The following is a 16,255-nucleotide window of genomic DNA, read 5'->3' as shown; positions in this document are numbered from 1 at the left end:
GATCGCGTCAGGTTGCGGTAGGTGTTGCGGCACTGGGTTGCACTGGGTGTTGCGCTAGATGTTGCGCGAGCCTTCGCAGCGTCCTGGAGTTCGCCCAGGTCACTGCAGGCGTACGAGCGTGGTCGGGCCGCTGACATCCCCGTTGCGACCCCCCTTCGCCCATGCCCGGGCTGGAGTTGAGGATGAGGGAGGGCGGGATGGGCGGCGCGGACGCAGCCGGGGATCGGGCGCGCCCACCAATGTTGCGCATCGCCGGGGCCGCCGCGCCGTGCCGCCGTCAGTGCGGCGGTGATGGCAGTCGGGGGATGTCAGTGGGCTGGAGGTCGGGGCGGGCGCGGTGCCATCGTGCGGGGTGGCGCCACCGGCCGGAAACGTCGCGGGCGACGTCGACGCCGACTTCCACCACCAGCTCGGGTTCCACCAGCGTGACCTTCAGCGTCTCCCGGCTGCCCCACCCGGCGGAGAACGACCAGCCCGTCCAGGGATGGCCGCGCCGTGCCGGAGTGAGCAGGCCGGCGAACGTGCTGCTGGCCGTCCGGGCGAGATTGGCGGTCCGGCCGGTGTACTGAAGGCGCCCATCGTCGTCGTACCTGCCGAGCAACAGACCGCGGGGAGCGGCCACCGGGCCGGTGACCGCTCCGACGATCGCCTCGGTCGTCTCGCGCACCTTGTACTTCAACCAGCCCCTGACCGACGGCTCGTAGAGGCCGTCCAGCCGCTTGTAGACCACCCCCTCCATGCCGACCGACGCCCACGTCAGCCACTCGCGGACGACGTCGGCCTCGGTGGTCGACGGGCACAGCGCCCACGGCGCCGACAACCTCCGCGCGGAGAACACCGACTCCAGCGCGGCCCTGCGCCGCCGGTACGGCCACCCGGCCGTATCCGTCCCGGACAGCCGAACGAGATCGAACGCGACGAAGTGAGCCGGCCACTCCTGTGCCGCCCGGGCGGCCCCGGCACCGCGCCGGGCAAGCCGGTTCTGCAACCGCTCGAACGCGAGACGGCCCAAGGCATCCCATACGACCAACTCGCCGTCCAACGCTGTCGCGTCCGGCAGCTGCACGGCCCCGGCCACGACCTCCGGAAACGCAGGCCCCATCTCAGTGCCGCGCCTGGAGCGCAGCACCACCCGGCCCGCATCGACCGAGACCAGCGCCCGGAACCCATCCCATTTGGGCTCTGCCGCCCAGCCCGGCCGCAGCTCGGGCATGGGCACGGGAGCGCTCAGCATGGGTTCCGGCGGCGTCCACGTCACACCCGATCCTTTCCACCGTGCGCTCCGGTGCTGTCCTTCTGCTGCCGAGTCCCGCTAAGGGGTGAAGGCGGGAGGGCCCCGCCGGATGGGAGTACCGCTGTGATCGTCCGACTCATGGGCGGCCCGCTCGGTGGCCGTGAGCTGTCGACCACCCCGAACCCGTGGGCCGGAGGCTGGCTCACGGCCGGTGACGCCGACTGGGGCCTGTACGTCCCCGTGCACCGCGACCCGGCGACCGGTGTGGTCTTGGCGGAGGTCCGGGTCACCATCCCGCGCAGGCGGTAGTCCCCGACCGCCCCACGCGGGGCTGTCATGGGACGGCAGAAATGCCTGATGAGCGTGCATGGAAGCGTGGGAGCATGTAGCCATGGCTGAAGAGAAGGAGCCTGACGAGCCCGAGGACGTGGATCAGGCTGAGGACCAGGAGCCTGGCGAGCCCGAGGACGCAGGCCAGACGGAGTCGGTTGATCTTTCGCGCTTCTACGCGTCGGCGTTCAAGCCGTTCCAGGGCTATGTGTGGAACCAAAACGCGTGGATCGGCAAGATGCTCGCTGAGTCCGCTGCGGTGAGGATGCGCCCGGTGATTCCTCGGATCGTGGTTGATTCTCCGCTGATCCGGATGACCGCCTTCACGGAGAACCTGGGCAGGCAGATGGCGGGCCTGACGGGCTTCAACGACATGGTCCGGAAGGCGTTGGAGCCGCTGGCCGCGACCTACCGGCCGCCCCAGTGGCACAGCGTCTTCGCCTCTCTCGGTGACGTCATCAACAGGCTCTACCCGGAGAACCTGCGCGACGTCAGGCCCGATCTGGATGACCTGGAAGAGCTCCTGGTTGAAGAGGGCATCCCTCTTATGTGGGTGCCCGGGCCTCAGACAGCGCGCGCCCTGCTGGATGCGCCGGATGCGGCTGCCCGACGCCGCATCATCGGCCGACGCTGGAAGGGCATCGTCAACGACTGCGAGGCGGTGCTCGAAGAGGTCACGCACCCGGACGTGCAGGATGCCCGCGGCTTCGCCCTCGATGTCGCGCGTGCCCTACGAGCCGGCCACGCCAGCGCGGCTCAGGCATTGGCCGCCAATCTGCTCGACTCCCTCCTCCAGCGCCATTTCGACCGGGCTGCCCGCGTCCTGCTCACGAAGAACGACTTCAAGACCACGGGCGTCAAGTTCAAGTTCGAGGACTACAAGTTCAAGGTCGCCTGTACCTTCGCCCCGGTCTGGTACGCGCACGCCAGGTACTTCCCCAAGAACGGTGACCCCATCCCGCGTACCTTCGGTCGCCATCCCAGCGCACACGGCGTCTCTCGAACCCAGTACTCGCGCATCAACGCGGTGTACGCCCTCATGCTGGTCACCTCGGTGATCAAGTTCTTCGATACGGAACTGCCGTGACAGCACGAGGCCCCGGGCGATAACGCTCGGGGCCTCTCAGTGCACTTCGCTTGACCGCCCGGTTCAACGACCAGCCGCGGCCCGTGTCACGCCCACTCCACGCCCAGTTCCCGAAGCGCGTCCAGTTGCTCCGGGGCGAGCTTGTCCCGCCTGGAACGGGTGTTCGATGTCCATACGCCCAGCTTCACGGTCACCGGTTCCGCCTCGCCGTCGACCGTGATCTGTTCGCTGGCTCCGCGCGGCACCGGACGGTCTGCCCCTTCCCGTTCCACCCATTGCGCGAGGGCCTGTACGCCCCGCTGGAACGCCTGCTGAGCCTTCCCCGTGCCCTTGACCGGGTGGCCGACGGTGCGGGAGACGGCGCCTCAAGCGGTGTGATGCCCAGCTGGGACAGCCGCTCCTGCTGCTCGGTCGACAGCTGCGCCCAGGTGCCCGGCTGCTTCTGCCGCTCCAGCCACCGACCGATGTCATCGCCGTCCATCAGCACGCCCGGCTGGATCTCGGGCAGGTTGCCGTCGGCGTCGACCAGGTCCGCCAGGACGCGGTAGTGGCGCTGCCAGTCCAGCGGCCACGGGCAGTTCCAGTCCGGGTCGATCGCCGCCAGCTGCTGCGCGCGCTCCGCCGCCTGTTACGTCAACTTGTCGACCGACAACGGTGCCGATTGGCGCCGTGGGGTGTGGGGGAGCCCCGAGAGGTACGCCCGGCTGGAACGGGCGAAGGCCGACTGGGATCCGCAGAACCTGCTGCGGTTCAACAAGAACATCGAGCCTGTCAAGGCTGTCTGAGACATCGTCATGATGCCCGTCAGGCGTGGAGAGCGGCTTCCGGAGGGGAGCCGCTCTCCACGTATTCGCGCTCAGGGCTGGGGTCGGGCGGAGCGGGCCGTCGGGCCGCCGAGCAGACCCGGGGCCGCGGCGAGCAGCTCCCGCAGTACGGCGGTCGACCTCTCGACGAGCTCGGCCGGAACGCCCTCGAAGAGGGCCTCATGGGCCGCCGCGTTCACCAGGACCGCGCGCTCGGCAAGCGCGACGCCCTCGGGTGTCAGCCTGAGCCAGGTACTGCGGGCGTCGTCCGGGTCGCTCTCCCGCTCCAGAAGATGGCGGCCCACCAGACGGTGGGTGACGTTGGTGGTGCCGCCGGTCGAGAGCATCAGCGAGCGGGCGAGCCGGTTCGGCTTCATGCGGAACGGGGCGCCGGACCGGCGCAGCGCCACCAGCATGTCGAACTCCGCCGGGGTCAGCCCGAGTTCGGTCAGCTCACGCCGCATCACGCTGTCCAGCGTGCTGGACATGAACATGATCCGTTTGGTCAGTTCCGAGGACGGGCGCTCGACCTCGGGCAGCTCGTTGCGCCAAGAGTCCATCCATGCGTCTACGGGATCCGGTGTCGTCGTCACATGTTGCATCGTAGGTCACTATTGGTATAGCTTTCCAGTTAGCTTTATAGAAAGCTTTCGCCTAGAGAGGTGGGCAGCGTCATGTCCGACACCCGCATCCTGATCCGCAACGGCCATGTCATCGACACCGAGCCCGAGCCGGTCGCGCTCCCGAACACCGACGTCCTGATCGAGGACGGCCGGATCATCGCCGTCGGCGCCGACCTGCCGGCGGACGGCGCCACCGTCATCGACGCCACCGACAAGATCGTGCTCCCGGGCTTCGTGGACACCCACCGGCATGTGTGGCAGTCGGCGCTGCGCGGCGCGGCCATTGACGTCGACCTCGGCGCGTACCTCGGCATCCTGGCGCAGTACGGCCCGAAGTTCAGCCCGCAGGACGTGCACACCGCGACCCTGGCCGGCGCACTGGAGTGTCTCGACTCCGGCATCACGACCCAGCTGGACTACTCGCACATCTCCTACTCGCCGGAGCACGCGGACGCCGCCATCGACGCCCTGGGCGCGGCGGGCCTGCGCGCGGTCTACGGCTACGGCACCCCGGTCACCGGCGGCGGCAGCCTCGACGACGTCCGCCGGATCCGCAGCGAGCGCCTGGCCGACGACAACGCGCTCGTCACCATGGCGTACGCACCGCTCGGACCGTCGTTCACGCCCGTGGAGGTGGTGAAGAGGGAATGGCAGATCGCCGACGAGCTGGACCTGGGCGTGACCTTCCACGTCTCCGCCACCCCCGTCAACACCCAGCCGATCTTCGCCCTGCGCGAGGCAGGTCTGCTGCGCGAGAAGATCCTCTACGTCCACGGCAACACGCTCGGCGACGACGAACTGAAGCTGATCGCCGACTCCGGCGCCTCCGCCTCGGCCGCGCCCGGCGCGGAGGCCATGCTGGGCAACAACTCCCCGGTGGCCGGTCGCCTCAGGCGCCTGGGAGTCACCACCGGCCTCGGCGTGGACGCCGTCACCTCGGCCCCCGGAGACATGTTCTCCCTGATGCGGGCCGCGCTACTGGCCAGCCAGCTCGTCGACGAGCCGCGGATGACGTGCGCGGACGTCCTGAAGATGGCCACCCTGGACGGCGCCGCCGCACTTGGCCTCGCCGACCGCACCGGCTCGCTGCGTCCCGGCAAGCAGGCCGACGTCATCATGCTGCGTCTGGACGACATCAACACCCTCACCGCTGAGCGGGACCCCATCGCGGCCGTCGTCACGGCGGCCCACCCGCACAACGTGGACACGGTCCTGGTGGCCGGAGAGGTCGTGAAGATCAACGGCCGCCTCGTCCACACCGGCCTCGGCCGAGTCGCCCGGGAGCTGCGGGAGACCGCGCTCAAGGTCGCCGGCCACTGATCACCAGAAGGTCAACTCCGATGCGCGCACTGCATGTTCCCGAAGCCGGCGGACAGCCCGTCCTCGGCGACCTGCCCATCCCTGAGGTGGCCCCCGGACACGTACTGATCAAGGTCAGGGCGGCCGGACTCAACCCGCTCGACAACGTCATCGCCGCCGGGTCCATGGCTGACCGGTTCCCTCACCACTACCCGCTGGTCCTCGGCCGTGACGCCGCCGGAGTGGTGGAGGCAGTCGGTGCGGGCGTGGACCACGTCGAGCCGGGCCAGGAGGTGTTCGGCAACGTTCCGCTGGCTCCGCCGATCCAGGCCGGCACCCTCGCCGAGTACGCGCTGCTGCCTGCCGAGACCGTCGTGGTCAAGCCGGGCGGCCTCGACTTCGCCACCGCCGCCGCACTGCCCCTGGCCGCCGCGGCCGCCTGCGCCGCCGTCGACCTGATCGACCCGCAGCCCGGTCAGGTCGTCCTGGTCAACGGGGCGAGCGGCGGAGTGGGCCGGTACGCGGTCCAGCTGCTCGCCTCCCGGAATGTGACCGTCGTCGCGACCGGCACCCCCGACGACGCGGAACGGCTCACCGAACTCGGCGCCACGACCGTCGTGAACTTCGCCGTCGGCCCGGTCGCGGACCAGGTCCTGGCCGTCCACCCCGATGGCGTCGACGCCCTGGTCAACCTGGTCGGCTCCGCCCTCACCGACGTGCCCCTGGAAGCGGTCCGCAAGGGCGGCCGGGTCGCGACCACGACCCCGGCCCCCGACGCCGACGCGCTGGCCGGTGCCGGGCTGGCCGGCGGCATGGTCTTCGCCAAGCCGGTCCGCGAGACCACGAAGCCGCTCGCTGAGCTGGCGGCGGCTGGTTTCCTCTCCGTCGACGTGCACAGCGTGCTGCCCCTGGAGCGGGCCGCCGAGGGCTTGGGCGTCCTCGCCGCGGGCCGGGCCCGCGGCAAGATCGTCGTCACGTTCGGCGACTGATCCCTCAAGTGTCTGAGACAAAGCATCCATCAAGTACCTGAGAATACAAAGGAGTTGTGTCATGGCTGGACGTCTGGAAGGCAAGATCGCCGTGGTGACGGGCGGTGGCGCCGGTATCGGCCGGGTCATCGCGCAGAAGCTGTCGGCGGAGGGCGCGGATGTCGCCGTAGCCGATGTCAACGACGCGGTGGAGACGCGGGAGCTGGTCGAGGCGAACGGGCGCCGGTTCTTCGCCGCGAAGGTCGACGTGTCGGACGAGGCCCAGGTGAACGCCTTCGCCGCGGACGTCCGTGAGGCGCTGGGCCCGGTGGACATCGTGGTGAACAACGCGGCCATCGCCATGTTGAAGGACCTCGACAACACCACGTACGAGCAGTGGAAGAAGCTGTTCTCCATCAACGTGGACGGCTACTTCCTGGTCACGAAGGCCTTCGTGCAGGACCTGAAGGACTCCGAGGCCGGACGTGTGATCAACATGTCGTCGTCCAGCTACTGGGAGGCCCCGCCGATGTTCCTGGCGTACGTCTCCGGGAAGGGCGCCGTCAACGGCTTCACCCACGCCCTGGCCACCGACCTCGCGCGCTGGGACATCACGGTCAACGCGATCGGCCCCAGCGTCGTACGCACCCCGACCACGCGCCGTGAGCTGCCCGAGGAGTTCTTCGGACACCACGCTCAGCTGCAGAACCTGAAGCGCGAGCAGACGCCCGAGGACGTCGCCAACCTGCTCGCGTTCCTCGCCTCCGACGAGGCCTCCTTCATCACCGGCCAGGTCCACCTCGTCGACGGCGGCCTGATCCGCCGCTGACCCCGGTACGCGGGTGCGCGCCCTTCGGGAGCGCGCTCCGCGCCCGGCCGTACGGAAGTGCCCGCGCCCACCTCTTTGCGTCGGCGCGACCTGCTGGTGGAGACCGCATCCAGGTCACACCGGATCCCTTCCACCAGGCAGCTGCCCTACCTCCTACGGCCGGCCCTCGGTCAGCTGGCTGGCAGTGTTCTCGATCCACAGCAGCGTTCACTCGACACCGGCCCACCAACAGGATCCGCACCGCCGTACCTACCTTCGGCGTGGTACGGCAGCTCACGAGGCACTTCCTTCTATCGACGCCAGGTGATGACTTTCTCGCGCACCAGCAGCGACTTGTCGTCCGGTCCTTTGACGTGCTCGTTGATCCAGATGGGGCGGTGGGCTTGTAGGCGTGGGTGCCATTGACGTCGCCAATGTCCCCGGACGACCCAGCGGTGAGACCACTCGACCTCTTGGGTCTCATCGTTGTTCCCGGCCTTTGCTGTCTTGCGTCGCAGGGTGACGATCACCACAGGATCAGCGGGTATCTGTCCTGCCCGTTGGAGTCGCCTCCGTTGAGGGCGGTCTGCTTCCAGTTCGCGCGACCCTGTGGCCCATCACCGAAGAGACCCCGGCAATCCTCGTGCAAAACCGTGCCCACGGAGGCTCGCTGGGCCACCAGATCATCAAGCCGCCCGTCGCCACGGGCACGTTCGACCTCGACGACCTCGCTGAGAACGGGGCACCTCTCGTGGCTGCCACCTCTGCTCTCACCACAGGGCTGATCCAGCACTTCGGGTATCCCGAAACCCTGCAGACGACCCCCGACGGCACCATCCGCATCCTCTACTGGAATCAGGTCTACAGACAGCGCGTGGAGCAGTGGGCAGAGGAGTGCAGTGTGCGGATCACTCAGGAGACCGTGAGCTGAACAGGCGAAAGCTCGGAGTCGCAGATCCAACCTGACAGCACGAGACTCCGAACACCCGTGCATCGTCTGTTCTCTGTCCTACACGCACAGCGGGGCCCCAGATTTCCTCGTCTGGGCGCCGCCGCTTGTCGTCATGCCCCTGGGTTGCCATCGGGTTCGCGCACGCTGCTGCCCCACAGAGCGGTCTGCCCCACCACCTCAGGCGCCAGCGTGAGTTGCTCGGGACCAGGCCCGGGGACGTCGCGGGGATCGGTGCCGTTGGCCCCGGTGAGGTCCTCGCACACCCGGAGGTCCAGAGCGACCGCGGCCGCGTCGACGCGCGCCCATTGCTCATCGGTGAGATCGGGCAGCAGGGGCCGCAAATGGTGGAGGGCGAAGGCGACGATGCTGTTCGCCGTGCAGTGCAGGAGGTTGGTGACGGCGACGGAGTGCGCGTCTTCGTGGAACTCCCCGCCACCGGACAGTGCGTAGGCGGACTCGTACGCGTACGAGGCCCGCTCGCTGATGGTGTCGTGCGCGACGGCCCGCACTCCCGTGAGGCCAGTCCTCGGTGAACAGCAGCTGCTCGATCGCGTCGCCGGGCACGGTGGTGCCGGTCGCGGTGGTGACGTCTTTCACGCCCGGTCAACTTACGGCTCCGCCTGAGCGACACGCCCCGGACTGCCTCGAACACCCGGAGATGACGGCAGCCGACAGGGGCATCCCCTCCACCCGCCGTGTCCGCCACCCGAGTGGCTCATACTGCTGGCCATGACATCCGCGCTCAGCACCCGTGTGTACGTGATGACCGTCGCGGTGCTGGTGTCCGTGGTGGGCAGCGGAGCTTGCTTCGGCTTCGTCCTGGACGGCTGGGCGGGGGCCGTGGCGGGCGCGATTACCACCGGCGTGGGCGCGGGATTCGGCATGCTTGTCCGCTCCCGGCCCGCGGTGGCTTCCGTCCAGGACGTCAGCGGTGACGGCTATGCGGAAGGGATCGCCGACACGGTCCTGCTGAGCATCGCGACGTACGAGGCCGCGGTCTTCCCGCTGACCTCCGACGGGGCGAGCGATGAGGAGCAGGATGCCCGCCGCACCGTCGCGTACCGGCTCTCCGCCTACGACGGCCTGCCCCGTTCCGTCCGGGTGTCGGCCGCCGCCGCGCTGGAGGTCCTTGACGACGGCCTGGACGCCGAACGTGCCCGGGCCGCGGTGAAGGATCTGTCCCTCGCGGTCTACGACTGCCGCGGCAACCGTCGCCCGGGACCTGAGCCTCGCTGATCCGGCACAGCCGCTCACGTTCGAACTGACCCGGTCAATCTGCGCCGTGATGACGTCGGTGTCTCCGCCGCTGTCCGCGAACGTGCTGGACTGGAGGCGTCCCGTACGCAGCTCCCCGGGGAGGGACCCATGGGCGAGGTCGCCACGGCCGTGTCCGACGAAGCGTTCGCCGCACTTGCCGACAACCTGGGCCACATCCTGGAGACCCGCGCGCTGCTGTGCGTCATCGCGCCGGAGGACATCCAGGGCGTAGCCGTGGTGGAGGCCGCTCTCAGCCGCTGCGACGGGGCCGACTCCGTCGTGATCACGACCGCCGCGCAGGGCAGCCTCGCGGCGCTCCTGGAGGCGTTCCACGCGGCTCTGCACCTCGGGGTCCGGCCGCGCTGGCTGGCCGACGCGCAGCAGACTGTCGAGAACGAACTCGCGCGCCGTTCCTGGCCGGTGGTGGTCGTGCGCGATGCCCATCTGCTGCGGACCGAGGCCCTGCTGTACGTCTACGGGCTGTGGAGTCTGTTCCAGCGGAGTGAGCGCCGGATGCCCGTCGTCCTGGTGGGACCCGAGCGGATCCGGTCCGTGCTGCGCCGGCCGTCACTCGCCAGCCTGGAGAGCTGCGTCTTCATCTGGCACCGCCTCACCCCGTGAACGCACCGGACCCCGGGCCTCGACAGGCCCGGGGCCCGGTGGGGGAGCGGCAAGAGGGCGTTGGCGCCCACTACTACGGCAACACCCGTCGTCCTCGCCCCAGACTGGTTCAAGGTCCCGAACCACTCGCGCACGGAAGACCTCATCCTGGCTGCTCGCGAGCTGCCCAACCGCTGCGGGTGATAGACACGGCATCCCATCACGCAAGGCGATGTGTACCGCACTGTGCGAAACCGGTACGGTCACCGCATGTCTGGGGATCACAACACAGAAGGTGCTGGGCTTGATCCGCTTTGACGGACATTCGAGATCAGGGGTTCTGCCCCGGGAGGATGTCCATCATGGAGAGCATGGGGAAGAAGAAGCCTCGCCCTCGCCGTTCGTTCACGCCGGAGTTCAAGGCCGAGATCGTCGAGCTGTGCCGACGCGGTGACCGCTCGGTCGGTCAGATCGCCAAGGACTTCGATCTGACCGAGACCGCGGTGCGGCTGTGGGTCAGCCAGGCCGAGGTCGACGCGGGCGAGCGGGACGGCCTGACCAGCGGTGAACGCGAGGAACTGGCGTCCCTGCGGCGGGAGAACCGCCGGCTGCGCGAGGACGTGGAGGTCCTCAAGCGTGCGACGGCTTTCTTCGCGAAGGAGACCCGGTGACGGTCCACCCGTTCATCGAGGCGGAGAAGCGTGCAGGTCACAGCGTCAAACGGGCGTGTGAACTGCTGAAGGTCTCCCGGACCGCCTTCTATGCCCGCCGCACCGGCACGCCCGGTCCACGCGCGGCCCGTGACGCCGAACTGGCGGCACAGATCACCGATGTCCACATGCGATCGCGGGGAACCTACGGTGCCCCGCGCGTGCACGCCGTGCTCAAGCGGGCGGGTGCCGGGTGCGGGCGGCGCCGCGTCGCCCGGCTGATGCGGGCAGCCGGCCTGCAGGGCAGGCATCGCAGACGGCGGCACCTGACGACGGTCCCCGATCCGCGGGCTGTTCTGCGGCCCGATCTCATCGTCCGCGACTTCCAGCCCGACCCCGACGGGCTGAATACCCGCTGGTGCGGCGACATCACCTATATCGCCACACAGGAGGGCTGGCTCTACCTGGCCACCGTCATCGACATCGCTTCCCGCCGCGTGGTCGGCTGGGCAACGGCTGATCACCTGCGGACCGATCTCGTCGCCGATGCCCTGACGAACGCCTGCCGGCAACGTCGCCCCACCGCTCCGGTGATCTTCCACTCGGATCGCGGCTGTCAATACACCAGTCAGCAACTTGCCGCGCTGGCAGACCAGTTGGGGGTGCGTCTGTCGGTCGGCCGCACCGGGCAGTGCTGGGACAACGCACTCGCCGAGTCGTTCTTCGCCACCATCAAACGCGAGTTGCTCGACACCACCGCCTGGCCCAGCCGGGCCTCCGCCCACACCGCGATCTTCGATTTCATCGAGGGCTGGTACAACTTGCACCGTCTGCACAGCAGCCTCGGCTACCGCAGTCCCGCCGAATACGAGACCGCATCCGCAGCCTGACCACCACACCAATGGTGTCCGTCAAAGCGGAACAAGCTCAGTGCTGCTCGTACGGGAGTTGGCGTGGGCGTGGTCAGCGTCGAACTGCCGGCGCAGAGTAGACCGACGGAGTTCGAGCTTTCGGTCGGCGAGCGAAAGATCCTCCAGTTCAAGAAGAAGACCCAGATCACGGCAGTTGCCGAACTGGTGTGGAACGCCCTGGACGCCAACGCCACGGAGGTCCACGTCGAACTGGTCCGCTCCAGCATGACGGCGATCACCGACGTCGTGGTGACCGACGACGGCCATGGCATGACACCCGAGCGAGCACGCTCCGCCTTTCAGGCCTTCGGCACCACATGGAAGACGACCAGGACGCACACCGAGGGCGGAGAACGCATTCTGCACGGCCGCAACGGCGAAGGCCGCCTCTTTGCCTTCGCCTTGGGCGACCGGCTCACCTGGGAGTCCACTGCCAAGGTAGGCGACGCCTTGGTCGGGGTCCGCATCCGCGGCAACGCCGACCACGCCACCATCTGGCAGGTTGAGGAGACGGAGCCGACCTGGGAGAAGCCCGGGACGACAGTCCGCATCTCTGTGCCCCAGGGCAAGCCCTTGAGCAGTCTGGAGCGCGACGACGCTGCCGCGAACCTCACCGCGAAGTTGGCGTTCTACCTCCGGGCCTACCCGCACGTGCGCGTCACCTTCGACGGCAGACTGCTCGACCCCAGCGACATCATGGTGGGCGAACCCATCGACCTGGAGCTGGACCTGCCGGAGGAGTACGCCGGCGAGGACCCGCCCCCGGTCGTGACCTTTGTCGAGTGGAACAAGCGGATGAGCGACCGCAGGATGCTCATCTGCAACGCCGACGGCATCGCCCTGGGCGAGCACGGCAGCGACTGGTCCGACGGCATCATCAGCTTCACCCCGTACCTGCGCGCCAACCTGTTCAACGGCCTGTCCGTCGATGACCTGCACGGACTGACCATGTCCCACTCCTGGCTCCTGGACGCGGCCCTCAAGGCCGTCCAGAAGCACCTGGCCGTTCGCGGTGCCCAGATCTCGGCAGAGGTCGTGCGACAGCTGAAGACGGAAGGCATCTACCCCTACGACGACCAACCGGCGACCGGCACGTTCGCCATAGAGCGCCAGACCTTCGACGTCGTCGTCACCGCCGCCCGCCACGCGCTTCCCAACAAGAGGGCCGCCCGCAGCCTGTCCGTCAACCTCATCCGCACCGCCCTGGAGAGCAACCCTGGCGACCTCCACACCATCCTCGAGAAGGTCCTGGCGCTCAGCGACGACGACCGCCGGCACCTGAAGAACCTCCTCGACAGCACCGACCTGACCCACGTCATCGGCGCGGCCACCACCGTCACCAACCGCCTGAACTTCATCCAGCTCCTGCGTAAGTTCCTCGCCGACGATGACCTTCGCAAGAACCTGCGCGAGGTCGACCAGCTCCACCCCATGGTCAACAAGAACCTCTGGCTGTTCGGCGAGGACTGGCACATGACCAGGAGCGAAATCGGCCTCACCAACGTCCTCCAGGCACACCTGGAGGACCACCTCGGTGAAGGCGTCGTCCTGGAGCACGAACTCGAAGCCGTCACCCAGCCGGACGGGCGCAGCGGCCGGGTCGACATCCTGATGTTCCGCAGCCGCCGGGACGACAACAGCACCGAGCGCCTCGTCATCGAACTCAAGCGGCCGACCGTGAAGGTCGGCCCGAAGGAACTCACCCAGATCAAGAATTACGCCCGGGCCATCATCGACGACCCGCAGTACAGCGGGACGGGGTCCAAGTGGCGCTTCTACCTCATCACCTACGGCTACTCGGACAAGATCCTCCGTGACATCCGGCAGAAAGGCCGACCGGAAGGTCTCTACGACGAACAGGACGACTACGAGGTCTGGGTCAAGAGCTGGGGCGAGATCCTCGACGCTGGGGAGAAGAAGCTGCGGTTCTTCCAGGAGCAACTGAACTACGAGGCGACCGACGACCGCGTCACCCAACACCTACGTGAGAGCTACTCGCACTTCATCCCGGAGTCCGTTGCCCGGGACGGTCAGTCCGATGAGGCAGCGCGATAAGAGCAGGTTTTGCAGGTAGACGAAAGGCAGATGAAGTGACGTGTTCTGTCCGCTAACTTCGGCTGTGGCGGCGCCACCGGAGCCCGCGACAAGTTCCAGGGGGCTTCTCCATGGTCATCGACTTCTCCACCTTCGGCTCGGGGCCCGCTCCAACGCCTTCTGACCCTCGGGTCCTGTTCGATGCGCTGCCCGGACGGGCTGCACGGTACGAGTTCCTGCGCGACCCGCAGGGGCAGGTCCTGCAGACGTGGTACGACAGGCGCCCGGAGAAGGACCTGGTCATCAAGCTCAACACCGGCGGCGGCAAGACGGTGGTGGGCCTGCTGATCTGTCAGTCGAGCCTCAACGAGGGCGAAGGACCGGCGCTATACCTAGCGCCCGACCCCTACCTCGCCTCGCAGGCGATGGAGCAGGCCATCGAGCTCGGCCTCGAGGTGACCGACGACCCTCGCTCTGCCCGCTTCACGGGCGGAGAGGCGATCTGCGTGCTCAGCCTCAACCGGTTTGTCAACGGCAAGAGTGTCTTCGGGCTTCAGGGTGACGGACGACCTGTTGTCGACGTCGGAACGATCGTCGTCGACGACGCGCACGCGGCGCTGGCCACGGTGAGGGAGAAATTCACCCTGACGGTCTCCCGAGAGCAGCACGAGGACGCGTTCGCTGGACTACTTGACCTGTTTGCCGACGACCTACGCCAGCAGTCGGAGATCACATATCAGGGCTTGACCACTCAGGACTACTCCGCTGTAGCCACGGTGCCCTTCTGGGCCTGGACCCGACGCATCGCCGATGTCGCAGCGATTCTGAACAAGCTGCGGGACGATGACGATCTTCAATGGTCGTGGCCGCTGATCAAGGACGTTCTCCCGATCTGCCGTGCCGTCTTCACTGCCGACGGGCTCGAAGTCCAGCCGCCGTACCCCCCGATTAACAAAATCGCCAGTTTCGCTCGTGCGCGACGACGGGTGCACCTGACCGCCACTCTGGCCGACGACAGTGTGTTGGTCACTGACTTCGCGGCCAATCCCGAAACGGTGGGTGCGCCCATCACGCCCACGAGCGCCGGGTACCTCGGAGACCGGCTGATTCTCGCGCCGCAGGACATCAGCGCTTCGATCAAGGAAACCGCGGTACGCGAAATGGCCGCCAAGCTGGCTGAGCGGGTCAACGTTGTCGTCCTGGTCCCCTCTCACCGCAAGGCCTCCGCATGGGTAGAGCACGCGCAGATCACCGCCTCGAAGTCCGAACAGATCGGGGCCGCCGTCGCCAGGCTCCGTAAGGACCACGTCGGCCTCGTGGTGCTGGTCAACAAGTACGACGGAATCGACTTGCCGCGAAAAGCTTGCGAGGTGCTGGTCATGGACGGGCTGCCTCAGGTCTACGGCGGTCAGACCCGCCGAGAGGCGATCGTGCTCGGCGACTCCGACGACATGGTCAACCGGCAACTGCAGCGCATCGAGCAGGGTATGGGCCGCGGGGTGCGCTCCGTCAATGACCACTGTGTGGTCCTGCTGATGGGACCGCACCTGTCGCAGCTGATTGCCTCCCCCAGGTACCGCTCCCGCTTCAGCCCGGCCACCCGTGCCCAGATTGAGTTCTCCCGCCAGATTGCTGCCAAATTGGTCGGCCAGCCGTTGGAGCAGATTGAGGGCGTGATTGCGCAGGTTCTGGGACGGGACCCGAACTGGGTCGCCGCCGCCCGCGGCGCGTTGGCCGAAGCCACTTACCCCAAGAGCACCATCTCTGCGGTCGCCGCTCCTGCCCGCCGTGCCTTCGAACAGGCCTCGCTTGGCCAGTACGCCCAGGCTGTCACCCACATGAGCGAGGCCGTGGCAGCGGCCAAAGACTTGACCGAGCGCGGATACCTCCAAGAACAGCTCGCCGCCTACCAGCACTTCACGGACGCGCCCAAGGCCCAGCAGACCCTCGTAAAGGCGCTCGCCTACAACCCTGCGATTCTGCGGCCGATCGAAGGCGTGAACCCCACCAAGATCAAGCCCGCCGACACGCAGGCGGTCCTCGCCGCTGGCTTCCTTGCCAACACCTACGCCGACCGCAACGAGTTCTTGGTCGGCATCGATGTCCTGCTCGACGAGCTCGTCTACAGGCCGGACCAGAAGCAGGTCCCCATCTTCGAGCGGGCCCTGGAGCGACTGGGGTACCACCTCGGATTTGAAGCTCAGCGGCCCGAGCGCGTTACCGGCAGCGGACCGGACGTCTTGTGGGCGATCGGTGGTCTGAAGTACCTGGTGCTTGAAGCCAAGTCGGGGGCCAGCTCGGACAAGATCTGGCGGAGCGACGTTGCCCAGCTCGCACACTCTATGAGCTGGTTCCAGGACACCTACGACCAGTCCTGCAGCGCGACTGCCGTGCTGCTGCACCGTGTCAACACCCTTGAGCACAACGCGGCGGCACCCCCCGGAACGCGCATTATCACTAGCGGCACGATGGCCCAGCTGGGCGACGCGGTGCGCAAGGCGATGGTGGCGCTTGCGGATGCGGGTAACTGGAGTGACCCCGAGGCGATCACCACGCAGTTCCGCGCTCACCGCCTCCTGGCAGAGGGCCTTGCCCAGCGATTTAGCGTCTCCCCCCGCTGAACCTGGAGTAGACGATGTCGGCCCTGACCCGGTGTCCGGGCCGACGTTTACGCGGACTTCAGGGGCTGACCGCCGTCG

The 16,255-nt window shown here is 67.9% G+C and carries 16 protein-coding genes and 1 pseudogene; 13 read left to right on the top strand and 4 right to left on the bottom strand.

Annotated features, from left to right (window positions below; genetic code table 11):
• Window positions 1-277: 277 nt before the first annotated feature.
• Window positions 278-1,258 carry an ATP-dependent DNA ligase gene (locus tag QA861_RS00285; RefSeq protein WP_334586144.1) on the bottom strand — a complete coding sequence of 327 codons (981 nt, stop codon included), beginning with the start codon at window positions 1,256-1,258 and terminating at the stop codon, window positions 278-280.
• 99 nt (window positions 1,259-1,357) lie between these two features.
• On the opposite strand from QA861_RS00285, the gene QA861_RS00280 reads away from it, so the two are divergent.
• Window positions 1,358-1,543: a hypothetical protein gene (locus QA861_RS00280; RefSeq protein ID WP_334586143.1), complete on the top strand. Its 186-nt coding sequence runs from the start codon at window positions 1,358-1,360 to the stop codon at window positions 1,541-1,543.
• Window positions 1,544-1,601: 58 nt separating this feature from the next.
• Complete coding sequence (locus QA861_RS00275; protein WP_334586142.1) at window positions 1,602-2,651, top strand: hypothetical protein; 1,050 nt, start codon at window positions 1,602-1,604, stop codon at window positions 2,649-2,651.
• Window positions 2,652-2,737: 86 nt separating this feature from the next.
• Here QA861_RS00275 and QA861_RS00270 read toward each other — a convergent pair.
• Window positions 2,738-3,279 (bottom strand): annotated as a pseudogene (locus QA861_RS00270) (helicase associated domain-containing protein); the annotation flags it as partial.
• 10 nt (window positions 3,280-3,289) lie between these two features.
• On the opposite strand from QA861_RS00270, the gene QA861_RS00265 reads away from it, so the two are divergent.
• Window positions 3,290-3,436, top strand: coding sequence for a BBE domain-containing protein (locus QA861_RS00265; RefSeq protein WP_334586141.1), 147 nt, complete (start codon window positions 3,290-3,292; stop codon window positions 3,434-3,436).
• A gap of 71 nt (window positions 3,437-3,507) precedes the next feature.
• On the opposite strand, the gene QA861_RS00260 is transcribed toward QA861_RS00265, so the two are convergent.
• The gene (locus QA861_RS00260) at window positions 3,508-4,047 is read right to left on the bottom strand and encodes a MarR family winged helix-turn-helix transcriptional regulator (RefSeq protein WP_334586140.1); all 540 of its coding nucleotides are present in this window, start codon (window positions 4,045-4,047) and stop codon (window positions 3,508-3,510) included.
• Between the two features lie 81 nt (window positions 4,048-4,128).
• Here QA861_RS00260 and QA861_RS00255 point away from each other — a divergent pair, with 81 nt between their 5' ends.
• The 4 genes from QA861_RS00255 to QA861_RS00240 all read left to right on the top strand — a co-directional run bounded on the left by QA861_RS00255 (window position 4,129) and on the right by QA861_RS00240 (window position 8,083).
• On the top strand, window positions 4,129-5,397 hold the full coding sequence (locus tag QA861_RS00255) for an amidohydrolase family protein (RefSeq protein ID WP_334586139.1): 1,269 nt from the start codon (window positions 4,129-4,131) through the stop codon (window positions 5,395-5,397).
• 20 nt (window positions 5,398-5,417) lie between these two features.
• On the top strand, window positions 5,418-6,365 hold the full coding sequence (locus tag QA861_RS00250; protein WP_334586138.1) for an NADP-dependent oxidoreductase: 948 nt from the start codon (window positions 5,418-5,420) through the stop codon (window positions 6,363-6,365).
• A 61-nt stretch (window positions 6,366-6,426) separates the two neighbouring features.
• Window positions 6,427-7,173, top strand: a complete 747-nt coding sequence (locus QA861_RS00245; protein WP_334586137.1) for an SDR family NAD(P)-dependent oxidoreductase — start codon at window positions 6,427-6,429, stop codon at window positions 7,171-7,173.
• A 622-nt stretch (window positions 7,174-7,795) separates the two neighbouring features.
• Window positions 7,796-8,083 carry a hypothetical protein gene (locus tag QA861_RS00240; RefSeq protein WP_334586136.1) on the top strand — a complete coding sequence of 96 codons (288 nt, stop codon included), beginning with the start codon at window positions 7,796-7,798 and terminating at the stop codon, window positions 8,081-8,083.
• A 131-nt stretch (window positions 8,084-8,214) separates the two neighbouring features.
• Here QA861_RS00240 and QA861_RS00235 read toward each other — a convergent pair whose 3' ends face one another.
• The gene (locus QA861_RS00235) at window positions 8,215-8,613 is read right to left on the bottom strand and encodes a hypothetical protein (RefSeq protein WP_334586135.1); all 399 of its coding nucleotides are present in this window, start codon (window positions 8,611-8,613) and stop codon (window positions 8,215-8,217) included.
• A gap of 220 nt (window positions 8,614-8,833) precedes the next feature.
• Between QA861_RS00235 and QA861_RS00230 the strand changes: the two genes are divergently transcribed.
• From QA861_RS00230 to QA861_RS00205, 6 genes are all read left to right on the top strand, one after another.
• Window positions 8,834-9,340 carry a hypothetical protein gene (locus QA861_RS00230; protein WP_334586134.1) on the top strand — a complete coding sequence of 169 codons (507 nt, stop codon included), beginning with the start codon at window positions 8,834-8,836 and terminating at the stop codon, window positions 9,338-9,340.
• Window positions 9,341-9,469: 129 nt separating this feature from the next.
• Complete coding sequence (locus tag QA861_RS00225) at window positions 9,470-9,982, top strand: AAA family ATPase (protein WP_334586133.1); 513 nt, start codon at window positions 9,470-9,472, stop codon at window positions 9,980-9,982.
• A 341-nt stretch (window positions 9,983-10,323) separates the two neighbouring features.
• Window positions 10,324-10,632: a transposase gene (locus QA861_RS00220; protein WP_443041417.1), complete on the top strand. Its 309-nt coding sequence runs from the start codon at window positions 10,324-10,326 to the stop codon at window positions 10,630-10,632.
• Window positions 10,629-11,501: an IS3 family transposase gene (locus QA861_RS00215; RefSeq protein WP_334586132.1), complete on the top strand. Its 873-nt coding sequence runs from the start codon at window positions 10,629-10,631 to the stop codon at window positions 11,499-11,501. Before QA861_RS00220 ends, QA861_RS00215 begins: the two co-directional genes overlap by 4 nt.
• A 63-nt stretch (window positions 11,502-11,564) precedes the next feature.
• A complete protein-coding gene (locus QA861_RS00210; RefSeq protein WP_334586131.1) occupies window positions 11,565-13,577 on the top strand; it encodes an ATP-binding protein in 2,013 nt (670 codons plus the stop codon).
• 110 nt (window positions 13,578-13,687) lie between these two features.
• A complete protein-coding gene (locus QA861_RS00205) occupies window positions 13,688-16,177 on the top strand; it encodes a DEAD/DEAH box helicase (RefSeq protein ID WP_334586130.1) in 2,490 nt (829 codons plus the stop codon).
• Window positions 16,178-16,255 lie beyond the last annotated feature (78 nt).

The sequence above is a fragment of the Streptomyces sp. B21-083 genome, assembly GCF_036898825.1.
GTDB lineage: Bacteria > Actinomycetota > Actinomycetes > Streptomycetales > Streptomycetaceae > Streptomyces.
Note: the sequence above shows the minus strand (reverse complement) of the source record. Positions and strands in the feature narration are given on the sequence as shown.

Bases quoted from the DNA above. Each gene is read 5' to 3' on its own strand.
- QA861_RS00255 (WP_334586139.1), top strand. From the start codon at position 4,129: ATGTCCGACACCCGCATCCTGATCCGCAACGGCCATGTCATCGACACC.
- QA861_RS00220 (WP_443041417.1), top strand. From the start codon at position 10,324: ATGGAGAGCATGGGGAAGAAGAAGCCTCGCCCTCGCCGTTCGTTCACG.
- QA861_RS00250 (WP_334586138.1), top strand. From the start codon at position 5,418: ATGCGCGCACTGCATGTTCCCGAAGCCGGCGGACAGCCCGTCCTCGGC.
- QA861_RS00245 (WP_334586137.1), top strand. From the start codon at position 6,427: ATGGCTGGACGTCTGGAAGGCAAGATCGCCGTGGTGACGGGCGGTGGC.
- QA861_RS00205 (WP_334586130.1), top strand. From the start codon at position 13,688: ATGGTCATCGACTTCTCCACCTTCGGCTCGGGGCCCGCTCCAACGCCT.
- QA861_RS00230 (WP_334586134.1), top strand. From the start codon at position 8,834: ATGACATCCGCGCTCAGCACCCGTGTGTACGTGATGACCGTCGCGGTG.
- QA861_RS00275 (WP_334586142.1), top strand. From the start codon at position 1,602: ATGGAAGCGTGGGAGCATGTAGCCATGGCTGAAGAGAAGGAGCCTGAC.
- QA861_RS00225 (WP_334586133.1), top strand. From the start codon at position 9,470: ATGGGCGAGGTCGCCACGGCCGTGTCCGACGAAGCGTTCGCCGCACTT.